Raw genomic sequence first — 16506 nt, forward strand, 5'->3', positions numbered from 1 at the left:
CGGTCAGGTCGTCGTACGACGACGCCGCGCACCCGGACGCCGCTCACTCGGCCGGGTCACCGGGTCACCGGCCTCCTTCGCCGCGTCCCGGCGCTGCGCGCCGAAGGCCGCGAGGGCCTCGGCCAGCTTGTGCACCGAGGGCTCCGGGGACAGGACGTCCACGCGCAGCCCGTGCTCCTCGGCGGTCTTCGCCGTGGCCGGGCCGATGCACGCGATGACGGTCACGTTGTGCGGCTTGCCGGCGATGCCGACGAGGTTGCGCACCGTCGAGGACGAGGTGAAGAGCACCGCGTCGAAACCGCCGCCCTTGATGGCCTCACGGGTGTCGGCGGGCGGCGGCGAGGCGCGGACCGTGCGGTACGCGGTGACGTCGTCGACCTCCCAGCCCAGCTCGATGAGACCGGCCACCAGCGTCTCGGTGGCGATGTCGGCGCGCGGCAGGAACACCCGGTCGATCGGGTCGAAGACCGGGTCGTACGGCGGCCAGTCCTCCAGCAGCCCGGCGGCGGACTGCTCGCCCGAGGGCACCAGGTCCGGCTTCACACCGAAGTCGACGAGCGCGGCGGCGGTCTGCTCACCGACGGCCGCGACCTTGATCCCGGCGAAGGCACGGGCGTCGAGCCCGTACTCCTCGAACTTCTCCCGGACCGCCTTCACGGCGTTGACGCTGGTGAACGCGATCCACTCGTAGCGGCCGGTGACCAGACCCTTGACCGCGCGCTCCATCTGCTGGGGCGTCCGCGGCGGCTCGACGGCGATCGTCGGAACCTCGTGCGGCACCGCGCCGTACGAACGCAACTGGTCGGAGAGCGACGCCGCCTGCTCCTTCGTACGCGGCACGAGCACCTTCCAGCCGAACATCGGCTTGGACTCGAACCACGCGAGCTGGTCGCGCTGGGCGGCGGAGCTGCGTTCCCCGACCACGGCTATGACGGGCCGGTGCCCCTCCGGCGAGGGGAGGACCTTGGCCTGCTTGAACAGCTGGGCGATGGTGCCCAGCGTCGCCGTCCAGGTGCGCTGCCGGGTCGTGGTGCCGCCGACCGTCACCGTCAGCGGGGTGTCGGGCTTGCGGCCCGCGGAGACCAGCTCACCGGCGGCCGCGGCCACCGCGTCGAGCGTCGTCGAGATGACGCACGTGGCATCGCTCGCGCCGACCTCGCTCCAGCAGCGCTCCGAGGCGGTACGGGCGTCCACGAACCGGACGTCCGCGCCCTGCGCGTCACGCAGCGGCACCCCGGCGTACGCGGGCACCCCCACGACGTTGGCGACACCCGGCACGACCTCGAAGGGAATCCCGGCGGCGGCGCAGGCCAGCATCTCGCCGCCCGCGTTCCCGTCCAGGCCGGGGTCACCGGCGACGGCACGGACGACCCGCCTGCCGCCCTTCGCGGCCTCCATGACAAGATTGGCCGCATCCCTGAGAACGGGTACCCCGACGGCTGTTGACTGCGCGTCAACAACCGTCAGCTCAGGCGTGCTTACACCTGCGCGCGCATGGCAGCGGACGACGCCGAGAACGTCCGGCTCCGCGACAAGAACGTCCGCGCTCGCAAGCGCCTCGACGGCGCGCAGAGTCAGCAGTCCCGGGTCGCCGGGACCGGCGCCGAGGAAGGTGACGTGCCCTGCGGACAGGACAGGAAAATCGGATGCGGCGGGGCCGGTGGGGCTCAAAGTGCTCGCTCCCCCATAAGACCGGCCGCACCCTTGGCGAGCATCTCGGCCGCGAGTTCGCGACCGAGGGCCGCCGCGTCGTCGTGCGACGTGGGGACGGGACCGGTGGTGGACAGCTGTACCAGCGAGGAACCGTCGGTGGACCCGACGACTCCGCGCAGGCGCAGTTCGTTGACAGCCTGACCGTCGGCCAGGAGGTCGGCCAGCGCACCCACAGGTGCGGAGCAGCCGGCCTCCAGGGCGGCGAGCAGGGCACGCTCGGCAGTCACGGCGGCCCGGGTGTACGGGTCGTCGAGCTCCGCGAGCGCGGCGGCGAGGTCAGTGCTGCTGGCAGCACATTCGATCGCCAGTGCTCCCTGGCCGGGAGCGGGCAGAACGGTGTCGACCGACAGGAAATCGGTCACCTCACCGGTCCGGCCGAGACGGCTGAGTCCGGCCGCGGCGAGTACCACCGCGTCCAGTTCACCGCTTCGTACAAAACCAATGCGCGTATCGACGTTGCCGCGGATCGGCACGGTCTCGATGCCGAGGCCGTGACTGCGGGCGTACGCGTTGAGCTGCGCCATGCGACGCGGCGAGCCGGTGCCGATCCGGGAACCGGGCGGCAGCTGCCCGAAGGTCAGCCCGTCCCGCGCCACCAGCACGTCACGCGGGTCCTCGCGCTCCGGCACCGCGGCGAGCACGAGCCCCTCGGGCTGCGCGGTCGGCAGGTCCTTCAGCGAGTGGACGGCGAAGTCCACGTCACCGCGGAGCAGCGCCTCGCGCAGCGCGGCGACGAACACGCCGGTCCCGCCGATCTGCGAGAGCTGCTCCTTGGAGGTGTCCCCGTACGTGGTGATCTCGACGAGCTCCACGGCCCGCCCGGTCACCTCGCTGACGGCCTCGGCCACCAGGCCGGACTGCGCCATGGCCAGCTTGCTGCGCCGGGTCCCCAGCCGCAGCGGCTCGGTGGCCCCCGCGCCCAGGGGTGAGTTGTCGGTCATGACCGCCCTCGATTCGGGTCGTTCAGGTCTGCCCGGGAGACGGCGGCGACCGTCTGCGGGTCGAGGTCGAAGAGTTCCCGCAGTGCGTCGGCGTACCCGGCGCCGCCGGGCTCGCTGGCGAGCTGCTTGACCCGCACGGTGGGCGCGTGCAGGAGCTTGTCGACGACGCGGCGCACGGTCTGCGAGATCTCGGCGCGCTGCTTCTCGTCCAGGTCGGGGAGGCGTCCGTCCAGCCGTGCGATCTCGCCCGCGACCACTCCGGCGGCCATCGTGCGCAGGGCGACGACGGTGGGAGTGATGTGGGCGGCGCGCTGGGCGGCACCGAAGGCGGCGACCTCGTCGGCGACGATGGTGCGCACCTGGTCCACATCGGCGGCCATCGGGGCGTCCGCGGACGCCTCGGCGAGCGACTCGATGTCGACGAGGCGCACACCGTCGAGGCGGGCGGCGTCCCCGTCGATGTCGCGGGGCATCGCGAGGTCCAGCAGGGCGAGCCGGACCGGTCCGGTGGACTGGGCGGGCACGGTGGCCCGGCGGACGGCCTGCGCCTGCGCGGTCGCGGTGGCGGAGCCGTTCTCCACCCAGGCCGCGTGCTGGTCCAGCTCGACGGCCGGCGCGGCGACGGGCGCGGCGGGCGCCTCGTGCGGGGCGAAGTCAAGGCCGAGCGCTCCGGCGACGGCTTCCGCGCTCAGCACCAGACCGGTCGCGCCGGTGCAGGAGACGACGACATCGGCACGTGTCAGTTCGTCGGAGACCGAGGCCATCTCCACGGCGTGGGCGGCGACCGGGGTGCCCCCGGCCTGGCCTCCGGACTGGCTTCCGGCCTGGCTGAGGATCTCCACCAGCCGGTCGGCGCGGGCCCGGGTGCGGTTGGCGACGACGATCTCCGCGACACCGGTACGGGCCAGCGTCGCGGCGGCCAGCGAGGACATCGAGCCCGCGCCGATCACCAGGGCGCGCTTGCCCTTCGCCCAGGCGGCGGGGTCGCGTCCCTCGGCGAGCTGTTCCAGGCCGAAGGTGACGAGCGACTGCCCGGCCCGGTCGATCCCGGTCTCACTGTGGGCTCGCTTGCCGACCCGCAGGGCCTGCTGGAAGAGGTCGTTCAGCAGCCGTCCGGCGGTGTGCAGCTCCTGGCCCAGCGCCAGCGCGTCCTTGATCTGGCCGAGGATCTGGCCCTCGCCCACGACCATCGAGTCCAGTCCGCAGGCCACCGAGAAGAGGTGGTGGACGGCCCGGTCCTCGTAGTGCACATAGAGATACGGAGTGAGCTCGTCCAGACCGACGCCGCTGTGCTGGGCGAGCAGGGTGGACAGCTCGGCAACGCCCGCGTGGAACTTGTCCACGTCGGCGTACAGCTCGATGCGGTTGCAGGTGGCCAGCACGGCGGCCTCGGCCGCGGGCTCCGCGGCGAGCGTGTCCTGAAGAAGCTTGACCTGGGCGTCGGCGGCCAGCGAGGCCCGCTCCAGTACGGAGACGGGGGCGCTGCGGTGGCTCAGCCCTACGACGAGGAGACTCATGCCGGCATCACGGCGGGCATGTCCCCGTCGGGTCCCTTCCGGCTGGTGGTCGTGGCCCGTACCGGCGGCGCGGCCGGGTCGGGGCCGTCGTCCGCGGCGGCGTCCTCGCCGGCCTTGCGCTGCTCGTGGAAGGCGAGGATCTGGAGCTCGATGGAGAGGTCGACCTTGCGCACGTCGACGCCGTCGGGCACCGAGAGCACGGTCGGGGCGAAGTTCAGGATCGAGGTGACCCCGGCGGCCACCAGGCGGTCGCAGACCTGCTGCGCCGCGCCGGGCGGGGTGGTGATCACGCCGATCGACACGCCGTTCTCGCTGATGATCCGGTCCAGCTCGTCGGCGTGCTGGACGGGGATACCGGCGACGGGCGTTCCGGCCATCGCGGGGTCGGCGTCGATCAGCGCGGCGACCCGGAAGCCGCGGGAGGCGAAACCGCCGTAGTTGGCGAGCGCGGCGCCGAGGTTACCGATGCCGACGATGGCGACCGGCCAGTCCTGGGTGAGGCCGAGTTCGCGGGAGATCTGGTAGACGAGATACTCGACGTCGTAGCCGACGCCGCGCGTCCCGTAGGAACCCAGATAGCTGAAGTCCTTGCGCAGCTTGGCGGAGTTGACCCCCGCCGCCGCGGCGAGCTCCTCGGAGGAGACCGTGGGGACCGAGCGCTCGGAGAGCGCGGTCAGCGCACGGAGATACAGCGGAAGTCGGGCGACGGTGGCCTCGGGAATTCCTCGGCTACGGGTCGCCGGTCGGTGGTTTCGGCCAGTTGCCACGGTGCTCCTGCGGGATGAGCGGGGCTGCAGGCGGCCGTATGTCCCATGGCCGCCCCGTCGAATGCAGGCTATGTCTTTGTGAACGCGTGCACAAAGATGGTGTCCGATTTGTCCGGTCAAAGTGACCGGGGTCACGCGCATTCGTCGCGCGATCCAGGAACCGCCGATCGCATCAGCCCGTTGCAGGCCCGAAGGGGGCAAGGTGGTACACACTCCTCACAACTACGCCCCCGGGACCACTCAAAACGCCCACGATGGTAACCGGGTTTCACTCAGGAAATCAGCGCACTGCGCAGTCTCGCCGGGTCCACCCGCCAGAACGTGTGCTGTTCGTTATCAACGAGGACCACGGGGATCTGCTCCCAGTACTCCCGGTACAGCTCTTCGTCCAGGGTGATGTCCTTCTCCTCCCAGGACGCGCCGGTCTCCTCGCAGACCTTCCGCACCACCAGCCGGGCATCGTCACAGAGGTGACACCCCGGCTTCCCGACCAGGGTCACCACCCGGTCTGCGGGCTTCTTCTTCGTACGTCGCAACAGGGGACTCATGCCTCTCATTCTGCGCCGCGCGCGGAGCCGGACGGCTCCGCGTCCCCGGTGCCCGGAATCACCCGTTTAACAATTCGGTCCCCGAGAGTTCACGGCTTCGCATCCCGGCAGGTCGGGAAGGGCCGAACCGACTGGCTATGCTCACGACATGGCCGCTCTTGGATGGCTCACACCCCGTAGGCGCTCCGCAACAGCACGGAGCGTGCTGGCAGGCGAGGCGGCGGCGGAAGCCGCGCGGAAGTCGTCGCTCGATACCGAACGCCCCGCCGACACCGAAGCCGAGGCCGGCGCACCCGCAGAGGAACCCGAGTTCCCCGTCGTCGGTGACGACCGGGCAGCCGCCTTCTTCGACCTCGACAACACCGTGATGCAGGGCGCCGCGATCTTCCACTTCGGCCGCGGCCTGTACAAGCGGAAGTTCTTCGAGCGCCGCGAACTGACCCGGTTCGCCTGGCAGCAGGCCTGGTTCAGGCTGGCCGGCGTCGAGGACCCCGAACACATGCAGGACGCGCGCGACAGCGCCCTGTCCATCGTGAAGGGCCACCGCGTCTCCGAGCTGATGTCCATCGGCGAGGAGATCTACGACGAGTACATGGCCGACCGCATCTGGCCCGGCACCCGGGCGCTGGCCCAGGCCCACCTCGACGCCGGCCAGAAGGTCTGGCTGGTCACCGCCGCCCCGGTGGAGACCGCCACGATCATCGCCCGCCGCCTCGGCCTGACCGGCGCGCTCGGCACCGTCGCGGAGTCCGTCGACGGCGTCTACACCGGACGACTGGTGGGCGAGCCGCTGCACGGCCCCGCGAAGGCCGAGGCGGTACGCGCCCTGGCGGCGGCGGAGGGCCTGGACCTGTCGCGCTGCGCCGCGTACAGCGACTCGCACAACGACATCCCGATGCTGTCCCTGGTCGGACACCCGTACGCGATCAACCCCGACAGCAAGCTCCGCAAGCACGCGCGGGCGCGTGACTGGCGGCTGCGCGACTACCGGACGGGCCGCAAGGCGGCAAAGGTCGGCATCCCGGCCGCGGCGGGAGTGGGCGCCCTCGCGGGCGGCACCGCCGCCGCCGTCGCCCTGCACCGCCGCCGCCGCTGACCCCGGCCGCCCCGGCCGGCCCGGCCCGCTCCCGCCGGTCCGGCCCGCTCCGGCTCTCCCCGCCCGACCACAACCTGTCGCGGCTCCTGGCAGATCTCGAAATAATTCGATCAATAACCGGTCACCATGTGCTACTTGATGTGTCGAATAGTCGCTACAGAAGCGACGTAACCGGTGATTTGAGCAACTGGGTGTAGCACTGCCTGTACGAAGCGTTATTCTCCTCAGACGCATTCCGGAACCCACCACTCACTACGACGAGTGACGGTTTCGCACTGCACGTGATGGAAGCTCTGCCTCTGGGAGTCCCGTGTACCCACACGTCGGGGTTGACGCCTCGGGCCTGGCTACGCTGCGCGCAACGGTCGGCGACCGCTTGCGCGGCTTCGTCCCCACCGCGTACGCCGTACCCGCCTTTGCCACCCCTGCGCCTGTCGGCCCTTGCTACGCCCTGGCCGAACGCGGTGCGGCGGTCGGAAGACGCAGCAACCGCGGCGCAACGACCACGTCCACCGTTCGTCGGCCGACGGCCGACAGCGACAGCGCGCGCATGATGGATCTCGTCGAGCGCGCACAGGCCGGTGAGGCTGACGCCTTCGGCCGCCTCTATGACCAGTACAGCGACACCGTGTACCGCTACATCTACTACCGCGTGGGCGGCAAGGCGACAGCGGAGGACCTCACCAGTGAGACCTTCCTGCGCGCCCTGCGGCGTATCTCCACGTTCACCTGGCAGGGCCGTGACTTCGGCGCCTGGCTTGTCACCATCGCTCGTAACCTGGTCGCCGACCACTTCAAATCCAGTCGGTTCCGGCTGGAAGTGACCACCGGCGAAATGCTCGACGCCAACGAGGTCGAGCGCAGCCCCGAGGACTCCGTCCTGGAGTCCCTCTCCAATGCCGCACTGCTGCAAGCCGTGCGCCGACTCAACCCCCAGCAGCAGGAGTGCGTGACCCTGCGCTTCCTGCAAGGGCTCTCGGTCGCCGAGACCGCCCGGGTGATGGGCAAGAACGAGGGCGCGATCAAGACCCTGCAGTACCGCGCCGTCCGCACCCTTGCCCGCCTCCTCCCGGACGATGCCCGCTGATCCCACCCGGGCCGAATCACTCTCGGCGATACGTTCATCACGCACTGGTCCGATCATCCTTCGTGCGTAACCCAAGTGCCGCGCCACTCGTTGTGCCGGTTGCAGGCCCCCTGTCGTCACCCCCTGTCCGCAGACACTCACTCAATCGTGTGGATGCGCTCAAGGTGTGCAACCTTCCGGACCCTCAGGGGAGTCGACCGTCATGACGAGAGGAGGTGCCGCCAGTGATCGCGAACGTCTCGGCACACCGGCGGGCGAACGCCTTCGCCCAGGCCGTGGAGGAGCAGTCGCTCCGCGGTGCGGCGGCCGTACAGCCCGAGGACCCGGCCGAACCGGCCGACCGCGGACCGCTGTTGGCCCTGGCGAACGGCCTCGGTGAACTACCGAAGCCGGCGTTGGATCCCGAGGTCAAAGTGGTGCAGCGAGCCCAGCTCGTCGCCGCCATGGAGGCCATGTTCGCCGCGGGCGGCACGCCCGCGGCCCCCGCAGTACCCGAACAACGGAGCAAGGGGGCCCACCGGGCCTCCCCGCTCCGCAAACTGCGCCCCAGATCGCGCTGGACGAAGGGCCTCGCGGCCGGCGGACTCACCGTCGGTGTGGCCGCGGGAGCCTTCGGCGGAGTGGCCGCGGCCAGCTCCGACGCGCTCCCGGGCGATTCGCTCTACGGGCTCAAGCGCGGCATGGAGGACATCCACCTCAACCTGGCGGGCAGCGACACCAGCCGGGGCGAGGTCTACCTGGACCAGGCATCGACCCGGCTCAGCGAGGCCCGCAGGCTGATGGAGCGCGGCCGCTCCGGCGACCTGGACCACGAGCAGCTCGGGGAGGTCAGGCGCACGCTCAACGGCATGACGCACGACGCCACCGAGGGCCACCGCCTGCTGCACGCCGCGTATAAGCGGGACGGCGCCATCGGCCCGATCCAGACCCTGGACTCCTTCTCCCGCTCGCACCGCGACAGCTGGAGCAGCCTCCGCGACCGGCTGCCCGTCCAGCTCACCGAGCTCGGTGACCAGGTGAGCTCCGTCTTCGCGGCCATAGACGAGGAAGTCGCGCCGCTCCAGTCGCTGTTCCCCCGCGCCCCGGAGAAGAGCGGCGGATCCCAGCGGTCCGACTCCACCGATTCGGGCACGGGCACCGGTACCGGCACGGCCCCCTCGTCGCACAGGCCGTCACCCTCGTCCTCCTCACCGGCGGGCGCGCACGAGGGCAAGAAGGGCAGCAGCACCTCACCCCGCCCCTCGGACACGGGCTCCACCCCGGCGGACGGACTGATCGGGGGCGCGGACGACCTCTTCGACCCGCCGTCACCGGAAGCCACCGAACCGTCGAAGGACACCCCGAGCACGGCGCCCACACCCGACATCACCCTGCCCCCGCTGATCCCCGGCCTGATCGGAGGCCTAGGCATCGACAGCAGGCCCGACAAGGACTGACCCACAAACCCCCGCCGGACGGGCCCCAAGCCCGTCCGGCTAGCTCAAGCCCGCAGTCCGGCCACATCAAGCCCGTCCGGCGATTGAGGACAAGACCCACGCCCACGCGCACCCGAGGCCGAAAAATCCCCGCCCGCCCAACTCAAGCCCGTCCGGCGATTGAGGACAAAGCCCCGGCCCACGCGCACCCGAGGCCGAGAAATCCCGCCCGCCCACATCAAGCCCGTCCGGCGATTGAGGACAAAGCCTCCGCCCCGGGGCCCCGAGGCCGGCAAAATCCAGCCCGTCCGGCGGTTGAGGACAAAGCTCCAGCCCGGAGCACCGGGCACCTCAGAAGAACACCGACCGCCGCTGCACCAGCAACTTGTACAGCGTGTGCTGAATCTGCTCCCGCACCTGATCCGTCAGATTGAACATCAGCATCGGATCCTCCGCCGCCTCCACCGGATACCCCTCCGTAGGAATCGGCTCACCGAACTGAATCGTCCACTTCGTCGGCAACGGCACCGCCCCCAGCGGCCCCAGCCACGGGAACGTCGGCGTGATCGGAAAGTACGGCGTACCCAGCAGCCGCGCCAGCGTCCTGGAGTTGCCGATCATCGGGTAGATCTCCTCGGCCCCCACGATCGAGCACGGCACGATCGGCACCCCGGCCCGCAGCGCCGTCGACACGAAGCCGCCCCGCCCGAAGCGCTGGAGCTTGTACCGCTCGCTGAACGGCTTCCCGATGCCCTTGAAGCCCTCCGGCATCACGCCGACGACCTCGCCCTTCCTCAGCAGCCGCTCCGCGTCCTCCGCGCAGGCGAGCGTGTGCCCCGCCTTACGGGCCAGCTCGTTGACGACCGGCAGCATGAAGACCAGGTCCGCGGCGAGCAGCCGCAGATGCCGCCCCGCCGGATGGTTGTCGTGCACCGCGACCTGGAGCATCAGCCCGTCCAGCGGCAGCGTCCCGGAGTGGTTGGACACGATGAGCGCCCCGCCGTCCGACGGGATGTTCTCGATGCCCTTCACCTCGACCCGGAAGTACTTCTCGTACACGGGCCGCAGCGCCGACATCAGCACCTGGTCGGTGAGTTCCTCGTCGTAGCCGAACTCGTCGACGTCGTACTCGCCCGTGACCCGCCGCCGCAGGAACGCCAGACCGCCCGCGATCCGCCGTTCCCAGCCGGCCCGTCCCGCGCCCTCGGCCGCCGTCCCGGCCTCCTCGGACTCAACCGGATCTCCCTGCCCCTCCGACAGCGGCCCGGCGCCCGGCCGGCCCGGCAGGGCGCTCACGGACCCGTTGCCGCGTCCGGGTCCGCGCCGCCGCGCTCCACGCGGCGAACCTCCCGACCGCGAACGGTCGTCGTCGAACGGAATGACCTTGGCATCCGCCATCGTCGGTGCGCTCCTCTACCTGCCGCTCGGGGTCGGATGTGTGTCGTCGCCGGCCCCGGTGATCTCCGGAGCCCCGCCGGTCCCCCCGGCGAACGGCATCGCTGCCACTCTGCCGACGGCCCGGCCCACCGCTTCGGGCGGCAGCAGCCCCGGCCCCCGGCTGCGCGCGAACTCCGCGAACGTCTCCACCGTGGTGAACCGCGGCCGGAAGCCCAGGGTCTCGCGCATCTGGACGGTGGAGACCACCCTGCCATGGGTGAGCAGCCGGATCTGTTCCGGCGAGAAGTCCGTCATACCGACCGCACGGAGCGCCTGACCGACCCAGGTGACCGCGGGCAGCAGCACCGGCAGCGTCGGCCGCCCCAGCCGCCGTGAGCACTGCGAGAGCAGCAGCACCCCGTCCCCGGCGATGTTGAAGGTGCCGCTGTTCAGCGTGCCCCGCCGCGGCTCGCTCGCGGCGATGCCGAGCACGTCGATGACGTCGTCCTCGTGCACGAACTGGAGCCTCGGGTCGTACCCGAACACCGTCGGCAGCACCGGCAGCGACAGATAGTCCGCCAACGGCGAATCCGCGTCCGGCCCCAGGATGTTCGCGAACCTCAGCACGCACACGGCCACGTCCGGCCTGCGGCGCGCGAAGCCCCGTACGTATCCCTCGACCTCCACCGCGTCCTTCGCGAAGCCCCCGCTCGGCAGGGACTTGGGCGGGGTGGTCTCGTGGAAGACCGCCGGATCGCGGGGCGCGGAGCCGTACACACCCGTACTGGACTTGATCACCAGGCGCTGGACGGCCGGGGCCTTCTGGCACGCGCCGAGCAGCTGCATGGTGCCGATGACGTTGGTCTCCTTGACCGCGCTGCGGCCCTGGGAGCCGAGGCCCATCGCGCTGACGTCCAGATGGACGACCGTGTCGACCGAGTGCTCGGCGAGGACTCTGGCGATGGCGGGCTGGCGGATGTCGGCCGTCACGAAGACGGCGTCCCCCAGCTGGTGGCCGGGCGCGACCGCGTCGACGGCGATCACCCGGTCCACGTCCGGGTCACGCTGGATGCGCCGCACGAAGCGGCCGCCCAGCTGCCGGGCCGCTCCCGTGACGAGCACGACCTTCCCCAAGATCAGCGCCTTCCGTCGGTCTCCCGTGAAGTGAGTGGGAGGGGCCCTCGAAGAGAGGTTCTCCCCCGCTCGTCACCGTAGCGGGTGGATGTTGCCCTGTGATGCCCGCGCGGCGGCCTTCTCCCGCGTCTTGGCCCGAATGTGTGCCGGGGCGAGCCTGGTCGTACCGGACCCCGCACAGCACCGCAGCCCTCCCGCCTGACAGGCGAAAGGGCTGCGGATTTCACGAACTGCGTTCGCTTACTTCTTGTTGCGACGCTGAACGCGCGTGCGCTTGAGCAGCTTGCGGTGCTTCTTCTTGGCCATCCGCTTGCGCCGCTTCTTAATGACAGAGCCCACGACTACCCTCGCTCACTTCTTCTTCACTGGTGCGGGGCGTCTGGGCCCACACGACCTACGTCGGCCTAGCCTACCCGCCACCGGGTGAGGGACGTAATCCGAGGGGAATGTCAGGCCGACCCCACCCCCACGAAGGACTCCCGGAGATACTCGTGAACCGCTTGCTCCGGCACCCGGAAGGACCTGCCCACCCGGATCGCCGGCAGATGACCGCTGTGCACCAGGCGGTACACGGTCATCTTCGACACTCGCATGACAGAGGCGACTTCCGCCACGGTCAGAAACTTGACCTCGTTGAGAGGCCTCTCGCTGTCAGCAGCCATGATCCACCTGTACCTTCCGCACGCGACGCGCACCGGCTTCCCCTCCGGTGACTCTTCGTCGATGTGCGCTCACTGCCCAGATTAGGGGCGGGTGATGCGAGTGGGGAAGAGGAGAGACGATCGGCCGCCTACTGTGACAGAGCCGCCCGATTGAGTACATAGCGCGTGAGCGGCAGGTAGTAGGCGGACCGCACGGCGTCGTCCACCGGGACGACGGCCGACACCCTTCCCTCGGCCTCACCGACGAACAGCGCGGGATCGTCCGTATCGGCCAGCCCGATCGCCTCGATGCCCAGCTGACCTGCCCCGCAGACCCAGCCGTGGTCCCCCACGACGAGTTCCGGGAGCGGCCCCCGGCCCACCGCGGCGGCCTCCAGAACGACCCTGACCGGCAGCGGGGAGTGGGAGTGTGCGCCGGTACCACCACCGGGCAGCCGCACGCCGGGTTCGCGCACCAGCGCGACTCCCCGTACGTAGTCCAGGTTGTACGTGCGTACGCCGAACCGGGTCGTTATGTCGATACATCGCCCCTGCGCGGGGGTGAGCACAACGCACCCGACCGACGACAAAGCGTCTGCCAGCGCTGCGTAGAAACCGAGCAGCCGGTGCGGGTGCCCCGTACCGAACAGCACCGGCGCCCGCCGCCGGGCCGCGTCCGCCAGCCGGGCCGCGAAGGCGTCCAGCCCCGCGAGCGTCCGCTCCGGGTCGATCACATCGGGACCCGAGACATGCGCGGGATCGGCCGAGACCCCGCACTTATCGGCCATCAGCCGGAGCAGGTCCAGCTCACCCCAGCCCCGTCCGGGGTCGAGGCCGAGCGTCACCCGGGGGTCCCTGGCCGCGAACAGCCGATAACTCCGCAGGCTCACCTCCCGCGAGGTCGCCACGGGGCCGGCCAGCCGGGCCGCCAGCAGATGCGCGCGCAGCGCGCCGGTGCTCAACACCCTGCCGATGCTCCCGTACCCGCACCGGCCGGGGGCCAAAAGCCGGGTTACGCCCCACAGTTGGCGTAACCCGTGCCGGGCGGCCGGGCCTCGGGCCGGAGCGGGCCCGGTCGCCTCGGGACAGAACGGGCCGGTCGCCTCAGGACAGGACTGGCCCGGTCGCTCAGGTCAGCAGCCCCCGCAGCGGGAAGGCCGCCCGGCGGCTCGCCAGCACCGCCTGGTCCAGCCGGTCGGCCGGGTCGTACCCCTCTTCCCACGACTTCCACGACGGGGTGCGGCCGTCCGTCATCCGGGCAGGACCGAGCTGCCGGGTCCGGGCGTAGACCTCGTCCCGCCAGGAGGACGGGATCACCGACTCCGGGTCCACCGGCGCGTGGGCGGCGATCCCCACCAGATGCGTCCAGGACCTCGGCACCACGTCCACCACCGCGTAACCGCCCCCGCCGAGCGCCACCCAGCGCGCCTCGTCCGCGTACTCGTGGGCGAGGTCGTGGCAGGCCGCCATCACCGCCCGCTGGGCGTCCAGCGACACCGCGAGATGGGCCAGCGGGTCCTCGAAGTGCGTATCGGCCCCGTGCTGCGTCACCAGGACCTGCGGCCGGAAGTCCGCCAGCAGCTCCGGTACCACCGCGTGGAACGCCCGCAGCCACCCCGCGTCCCCCGTCCCGGCCGGCAGCGCCACGTTCACCGCACCGCCCTCACCGGCCCCGGCGCCGGTCTCCTCCGGCCAGCCGGTCTGCGGGAAGAGGGTGCGGGGGTGCTCGTGCAGCGAGACGGTCAGCACCCGCGGGTCCTCCCAGAACGCCGCCTGCACGCCGTCCCCGTGGTGGACGTCCACATCGACGTACGCGATCCGCTCCGCGCCCAGCTCCAGCAGCCGGGCGATGGCGAGCGCCGGGTCGTTGTAGATACAGAAGCCCGACGCGCTGCCGGGCATGGCGTGATGGAGCCCGCCGCTGAAGTTCACCGCGTGCCCGGTCCGCCCGCGCCACACCGCCTCCGCGGCGCCCACGGACTGCCCGGCGATCAGCGAGGACACCTCGTGCATCCCGGCGAACGCGGGATCGTCCAACGTCCCGAGTCCGTAGTTCTGGTCGGCGTGGGCGGGGTCCGCCGAGGCCGCCCGCACGGCCGCCACGTAGTCGGAGCGGTGCACGAGCCGCAGCGTGGACTCCCCGGCGGGCTTGGCCGCCACCACGTCCACCGCGCGGTCGAGGCCGAACGCCCGCACCAGGCCCATCGTCAGCGCGAGTCTGACCGGGTCCATGGGGTGGCTGTCCCCGAAGTCGTATCCCGTTACTGCGTCATCCCACATCAGCTGTGCGCGGCCGCTCATGCCCGCCACCGTATCGGGCGGGCTCCGCGCCGAACGATCTGGCGTACACGAGCATCGCGAGCACCAGCACCATCGGTACGAGCATCGCGCCCCGGTAGCTCCAGGCGTCCCCGATCGCCCCCACCAGCGGCGAGCCGACCAGGAATCCCACGTAGTTGAAGATGTTCAGCCGGGCGATCGCGGTGTCGCTGTCGTCGGGGAACATCCGCCCGGCCGCCGCGAACGTCTGCGGCACGATCACGCACAGCCCGAACCCCAGCATGGTGAACCCGAGCATCCCGGTCCAGGCCCCGCCGGCGACGGCCACCACACCGAACCCGGCCGCGGCCAGCACACTCCCGGACCGCACCACGGCCACCGCCCCGAACCGCCGCACCCCGAAGTCCCCGACGGCCCGCCCCAGCAACGTCGTCACCATATAGACGTTGTACGGAACGGTCGACAGCTGCTCCGAACTCCCCAGCACGTCCTGCAGATACTTCGCGCTCCAGTTGGAGACGGTCGAGTCCCCGATGTACGCGAAGCTCATCACCAGGCAGAGCGGCAGCAGCAGCTTGAACGAGACAGCCCCGGCCTTCCCCTTCGGCGCGGCCCGCCCCTCGTCCTCCTGCTTCCCCTCGACGTACCAACGGCTCCCGACGAACGCGACGGGCAACAGCACCACCACGACCGGCAGGTACGAGACCAGCAGCGACAGATCCCAGTGCGCCCCGGCCCACGCCATCGACGCCCCGGCGATCCCGCCCAGGCTGTACGCGGCGTGGAAGCCGAGCATGATGGAACGTCCGTACGCCCGCTGGAGGCTGACCCCCATCATGTTCGTGGACGCGTCCAGCGCGCCGACGGCCAGCCCGAACACGCCGAGCGCCAGCGCCGCCGCCCACAGCTCGCTCCCGGCACCGACGCCGAGGAGCGCCAGCAGCACGATGGGCTGCGTCCACCGCAGAACCACACGCGGCCGTACCCGTGCGACCACCTTCTCGGTGACCACGCTGCCCACACCAGCCAGGATCGGTACGGCGGCGAGGAACACCGGCAGCAGGCCGTCGGATATCCCGTACCGGTCCTGAATGGCCGGGATCCGCGTCACGAGAGAAGCGAACGTGACCCCCTGCACGAAGAAGCTCAACGCGAGGGAAGCTCTGCCGTGCCGCAAACGTGCATCTGTCATGGCCGCGAGCGTAGAGCCAGTTTCTACCCATGGGTAGACGCGTCAGGCAAGCAATTCCCGCAGCTGTCCCATGTCGGAGAAATGCCCGGTCACCCCGGCCAGCCGGTCCGCCGGCATCATCGAGGTGAACCCGTAGACGTCCATCCCCGCGGCCCTGGCCGCCTCCACCCCGAGCGGGCTGTCCTCGATGACGACGCACCGCTCCGGCGGCACCCCCATCCGGTCCGCGGCGTAGAGGAACAGGTCGGGGGCGGGCTTCCCTCGGCCCACATCCTCCGAGCTGAAGATCCACTCCTCCTCGAACCACTGGTCGAGCCCGGTCGTCCGGTGCCCGACCCGGATCCGCTCGTGGCTGCCGGAGGACGCGACGCAGTACGGGACCCCCTCGGCGACGAGATCCCCCAGCACCTCCTCGACACCGGGTACGGGCCGCAGCTCCTGCCGGAACGCGGCGAACACCCGCGAGTGGAACGTGTCGTCGAAGTCCGCGGGCAGCTTCTCCCCGCCCCGCTCCTCGACGAGGTCGTGCACCCGGTGCATGGCGGCCCCCATGTAGTCGCGGAGGGACTCCTCGTACGTGGTGGGGTGGCCGAGCTCCGTGAGGTAGGCGGCCATGAGGGTGTTGGAGATCGGCTCGCTGTCCACGAGCACACCGTCGTTGTCGAAGATGACCAGTTCGTAGCGCATGTCATGACCTTAAACTGTCGGGAACGCAGAAAAGCCCCGTGCCACAAGGGCACGGGGCTTAACTATTAAAAGGAGTTCGGCGGCGTCCTACTCTCCCACAGGGTCCCCCCT

16 protein-coding genes are annotated in these 16506 nt (G+C 70.8%); 3 read left to right on the top strand and 13 right to left on the bottom strand.

What is annotated here, in order from left to right; translation table 11 throughout:
* Nucleotides 1-3: 3 nt before the first annotated feature.
* The 5 genes from ACZ601_RS28315 to ACZ601_RS28335 all read right to left on the bottom strand — a co-directional run bounded on the left by ACZ601_RS28315 (nucleotide 4) and on the right by ACZ601_RS28335 (nucleotide 5486).
* On the bottom strand, nucleotides 4-1671 hold the full coding sequence (locus ACZ601_RS28315) for a bifunctional uroporphyrinogen-III C-methyltransferase/uroporphyrinogen-III synthase (protein WP_469543132.1): 1668 nt from the start codon (nucleotides 1669-1671) through the stop codon (nucleotides 4-6).
* Entirely contained in the window at nucleotides 1668-2654 is a 987-nt protein-coding gene (gene hemC, locus ACZ601_RS28320) for a hydroxymethylbilane synthase (protein WP_389211261.1), read from the bottom strand. Before hemC ends, ACZ601_RS28315 begins: the two co-directional genes overlap by 4 nt.
* On the bottom strand, nucleotides 2651-4171 hold the full coding sequence (locus tag ACZ601_RS28325; protein WP_469543136.1) for a glutamyl-tRNA reductase: 1521 nt from the start codon (nucleotides 4169-4171) through the stop codon (nucleotides 2651-2653). The genes hemC and ACZ601_RS28325 overlap by 4 nt, the downstream gene beginning before the upstream one ends.
* Nucleotides 4168-4938 (bottom strand): redox-sensing transcriptional repressor Rex, encoded by a 771-nt coding sequence (locus tag ACZ601_RS28330; protein WP_073737091.1) that lies wholly within the window; start codon nucleotides 4936-4938, stop codon nucleotides 4168-4170. The genes ACZ601_RS28325 and ACZ601_RS28330 overlap by 4 nt, the downstream gene beginning before the upstream one ends.
* A 272-nt stretch (nucleotides 4939-5210) precedes the next feature.
* The gene (locus tag ACZ601_RS28335; protein WP_440576960.1) at nucleotides 5211-5486 is read right to left on the bottom strand and encodes a glutaredoxin family protein; all 276 of its coding nucleotides are present in this window, start codon (nucleotides 5484-5486) and stop codon (nucleotides 5211-5213) included.
* A 148-nt stretch (nucleotides 5487-5634) separates the two neighbouring features.
* Between ACZ601_RS28335 and ACZ601_RS28340 the strand changes: the two genes are divergently transcribed.
* The 3 genes from ACZ601_RS28340 to ACZ601_RS28350 all read left to right on the top strand — a co-directional run bounded on the left by ACZ601_RS28340 (nucleotide 5635) and on the right by ACZ601_RS28350 (nucleotide 9105).
* Complete coding sequence (locus tag ACZ601_RS28340; RefSeq protein ID WP_469543142.1) at nucleotides 5635-6582, top strand: HAD family hydrolase; 948 nt, start codon at nucleotides 5635-5637, stop codon at nucleotides 6580-6582.
* Nucleotides 6583-6892: 310 nt separating this feature from the next.
* Nucleotides 6893-7669: an ECF subfamily RNA polymerase sigma factor, BldN family gene (locus ACZ601_RS28345; protein WP_389211256.1), complete on the top strand. Its 777-nt coding sequence runs from the start codon at nucleotides 6893-6895 to the stop codon at nucleotides 7667-7669.
* Nucleotides 7670-7893: 224 nt separating this feature from the next.
* Complete coding sequence (locus ACZ601_RS28350; RefSeq protein ID WP_469543145.1) at nucleotides 7894-9105, top strand: DUF5667 domain-containing protein; 1212 nt, start codon at nucleotides 7894-7896, stop codon at nucleotides 9103-9105.
* Between the two features lie 330 nt (nucleotides 9106-9435).
* On the opposite strand, the gene ACZ601_RS28355 is transcribed toward ACZ601_RS28350, so the two are convergent.
* The 8 genes from ACZ601_RS28355 to ACZ601_RS28390 all read right to left on the bottom strand — a co-directional run bounded on the left by ACZ601_RS28355 (nucleotide 9436) and on the right by ACZ601_RS28390 (nucleotide 16395).
* On the bottom strand, nucleotides 9436-10482 hold the full coding sequence (locus ACZ601_RS28355) for a lysophospholipid acyltransferase family protein (RefSeq protein WP_469543148.1): 1047 nt from the start codon (nucleotides 10480-10482) through the stop codon (nucleotides 9436-9438).
* Between the two features lie 15 nt (nucleotides 10483-10497).
* Nucleotides 10498-11595, bottom strand: a complete 1098-nt coding sequence (locus tag ACZ601_RS28360; protein WP_469543151.1) for an NAD-dependent epimerase/dehydratase family protein — start codon at nucleotides 11593-11595, stop codon at nucleotides 10498-10500.
* A gap of 240 nt (nucleotides 11596-11835) precedes the next feature.
* Nucleotides 11836-11934, bottom strand: a complete 99-nt coding sequence (locus ACZ601_RS28365) for a 30S ribosomal protein bS22 (protein ID WP_003948845.1) — start codon at nucleotides 11932-11934, stop codon at nucleotides 11836-11838.
* Between the two features lie 110 nt (nucleotides 11935-12044).
* Nucleotides 12045-12257: a helix-turn-helix domain-containing protein gene (locus tag ACZ601_RS28370; RefSeq protein ID WP_158072253.1), complete on the bottom strand. Its 213-nt coding sequence runs from the start codon at nucleotides 12255-12257 to the stop codon at nucleotides 12045-12047.
* A 128-nt stretch (nucleotides 12258-12385) separates the two neighbouring features.
* Nucleotides 12386-13201 carry a phosphatase gene (locus tag ACZ601_RS28375; protein WP_469543154.1) on the bottom strand — a complete coding sequence of 272 codons (816 nt, stop codon included), beginning with the start codon at nucleotides 13199-13201 and terminating at the stop codon, nucleotides 12386-12388.
* A gap of 163 nt (nucleotides 13202-13364) precedes the next feature.
* Nucleotides 13365-14537 (bottom strand): acetoin utilization protein AcuC, encoded by a 1173-nt coding sequence (locus tag ACZ601_RS28380; protein WP_469543157.1) that lies wholly within the window; start codon nucleotides 14535-14537, stop codon nucleotides 13365-13367.
* Nucleotides 14506-15708: an MFS transporter gene (locus tag ACZ601_RS28385; RefSeq protein WP_469543160.1), complete on the bottom strand. Its 1203-nt coding sequence runs from the start codon at nucleotides 15706-15708 to the stop codon at nucleotides 14506-14508. The genes ACZ601_RS28380 and ACZ601_RS28385 overlap by 32 nt, the downstream gene beginning before the upstream one ends.
* Before the next feature lie 42 nt (nucleotides 15709-15750).
* Entirely contained in the window at nucleotides 15751-16395 is a 645-nt protein-coding gene (locus ACZ601_RS28390) for an HAD family hydrolase (RefSeq protein WP_469543163.1), read from the bottom strand.
* Nucleotides 16396-16506 lie beyond the last annotated feature (111 nt).

The organism is Streptomyces sp. NPDC104307 (assembly GCF_055584045.1).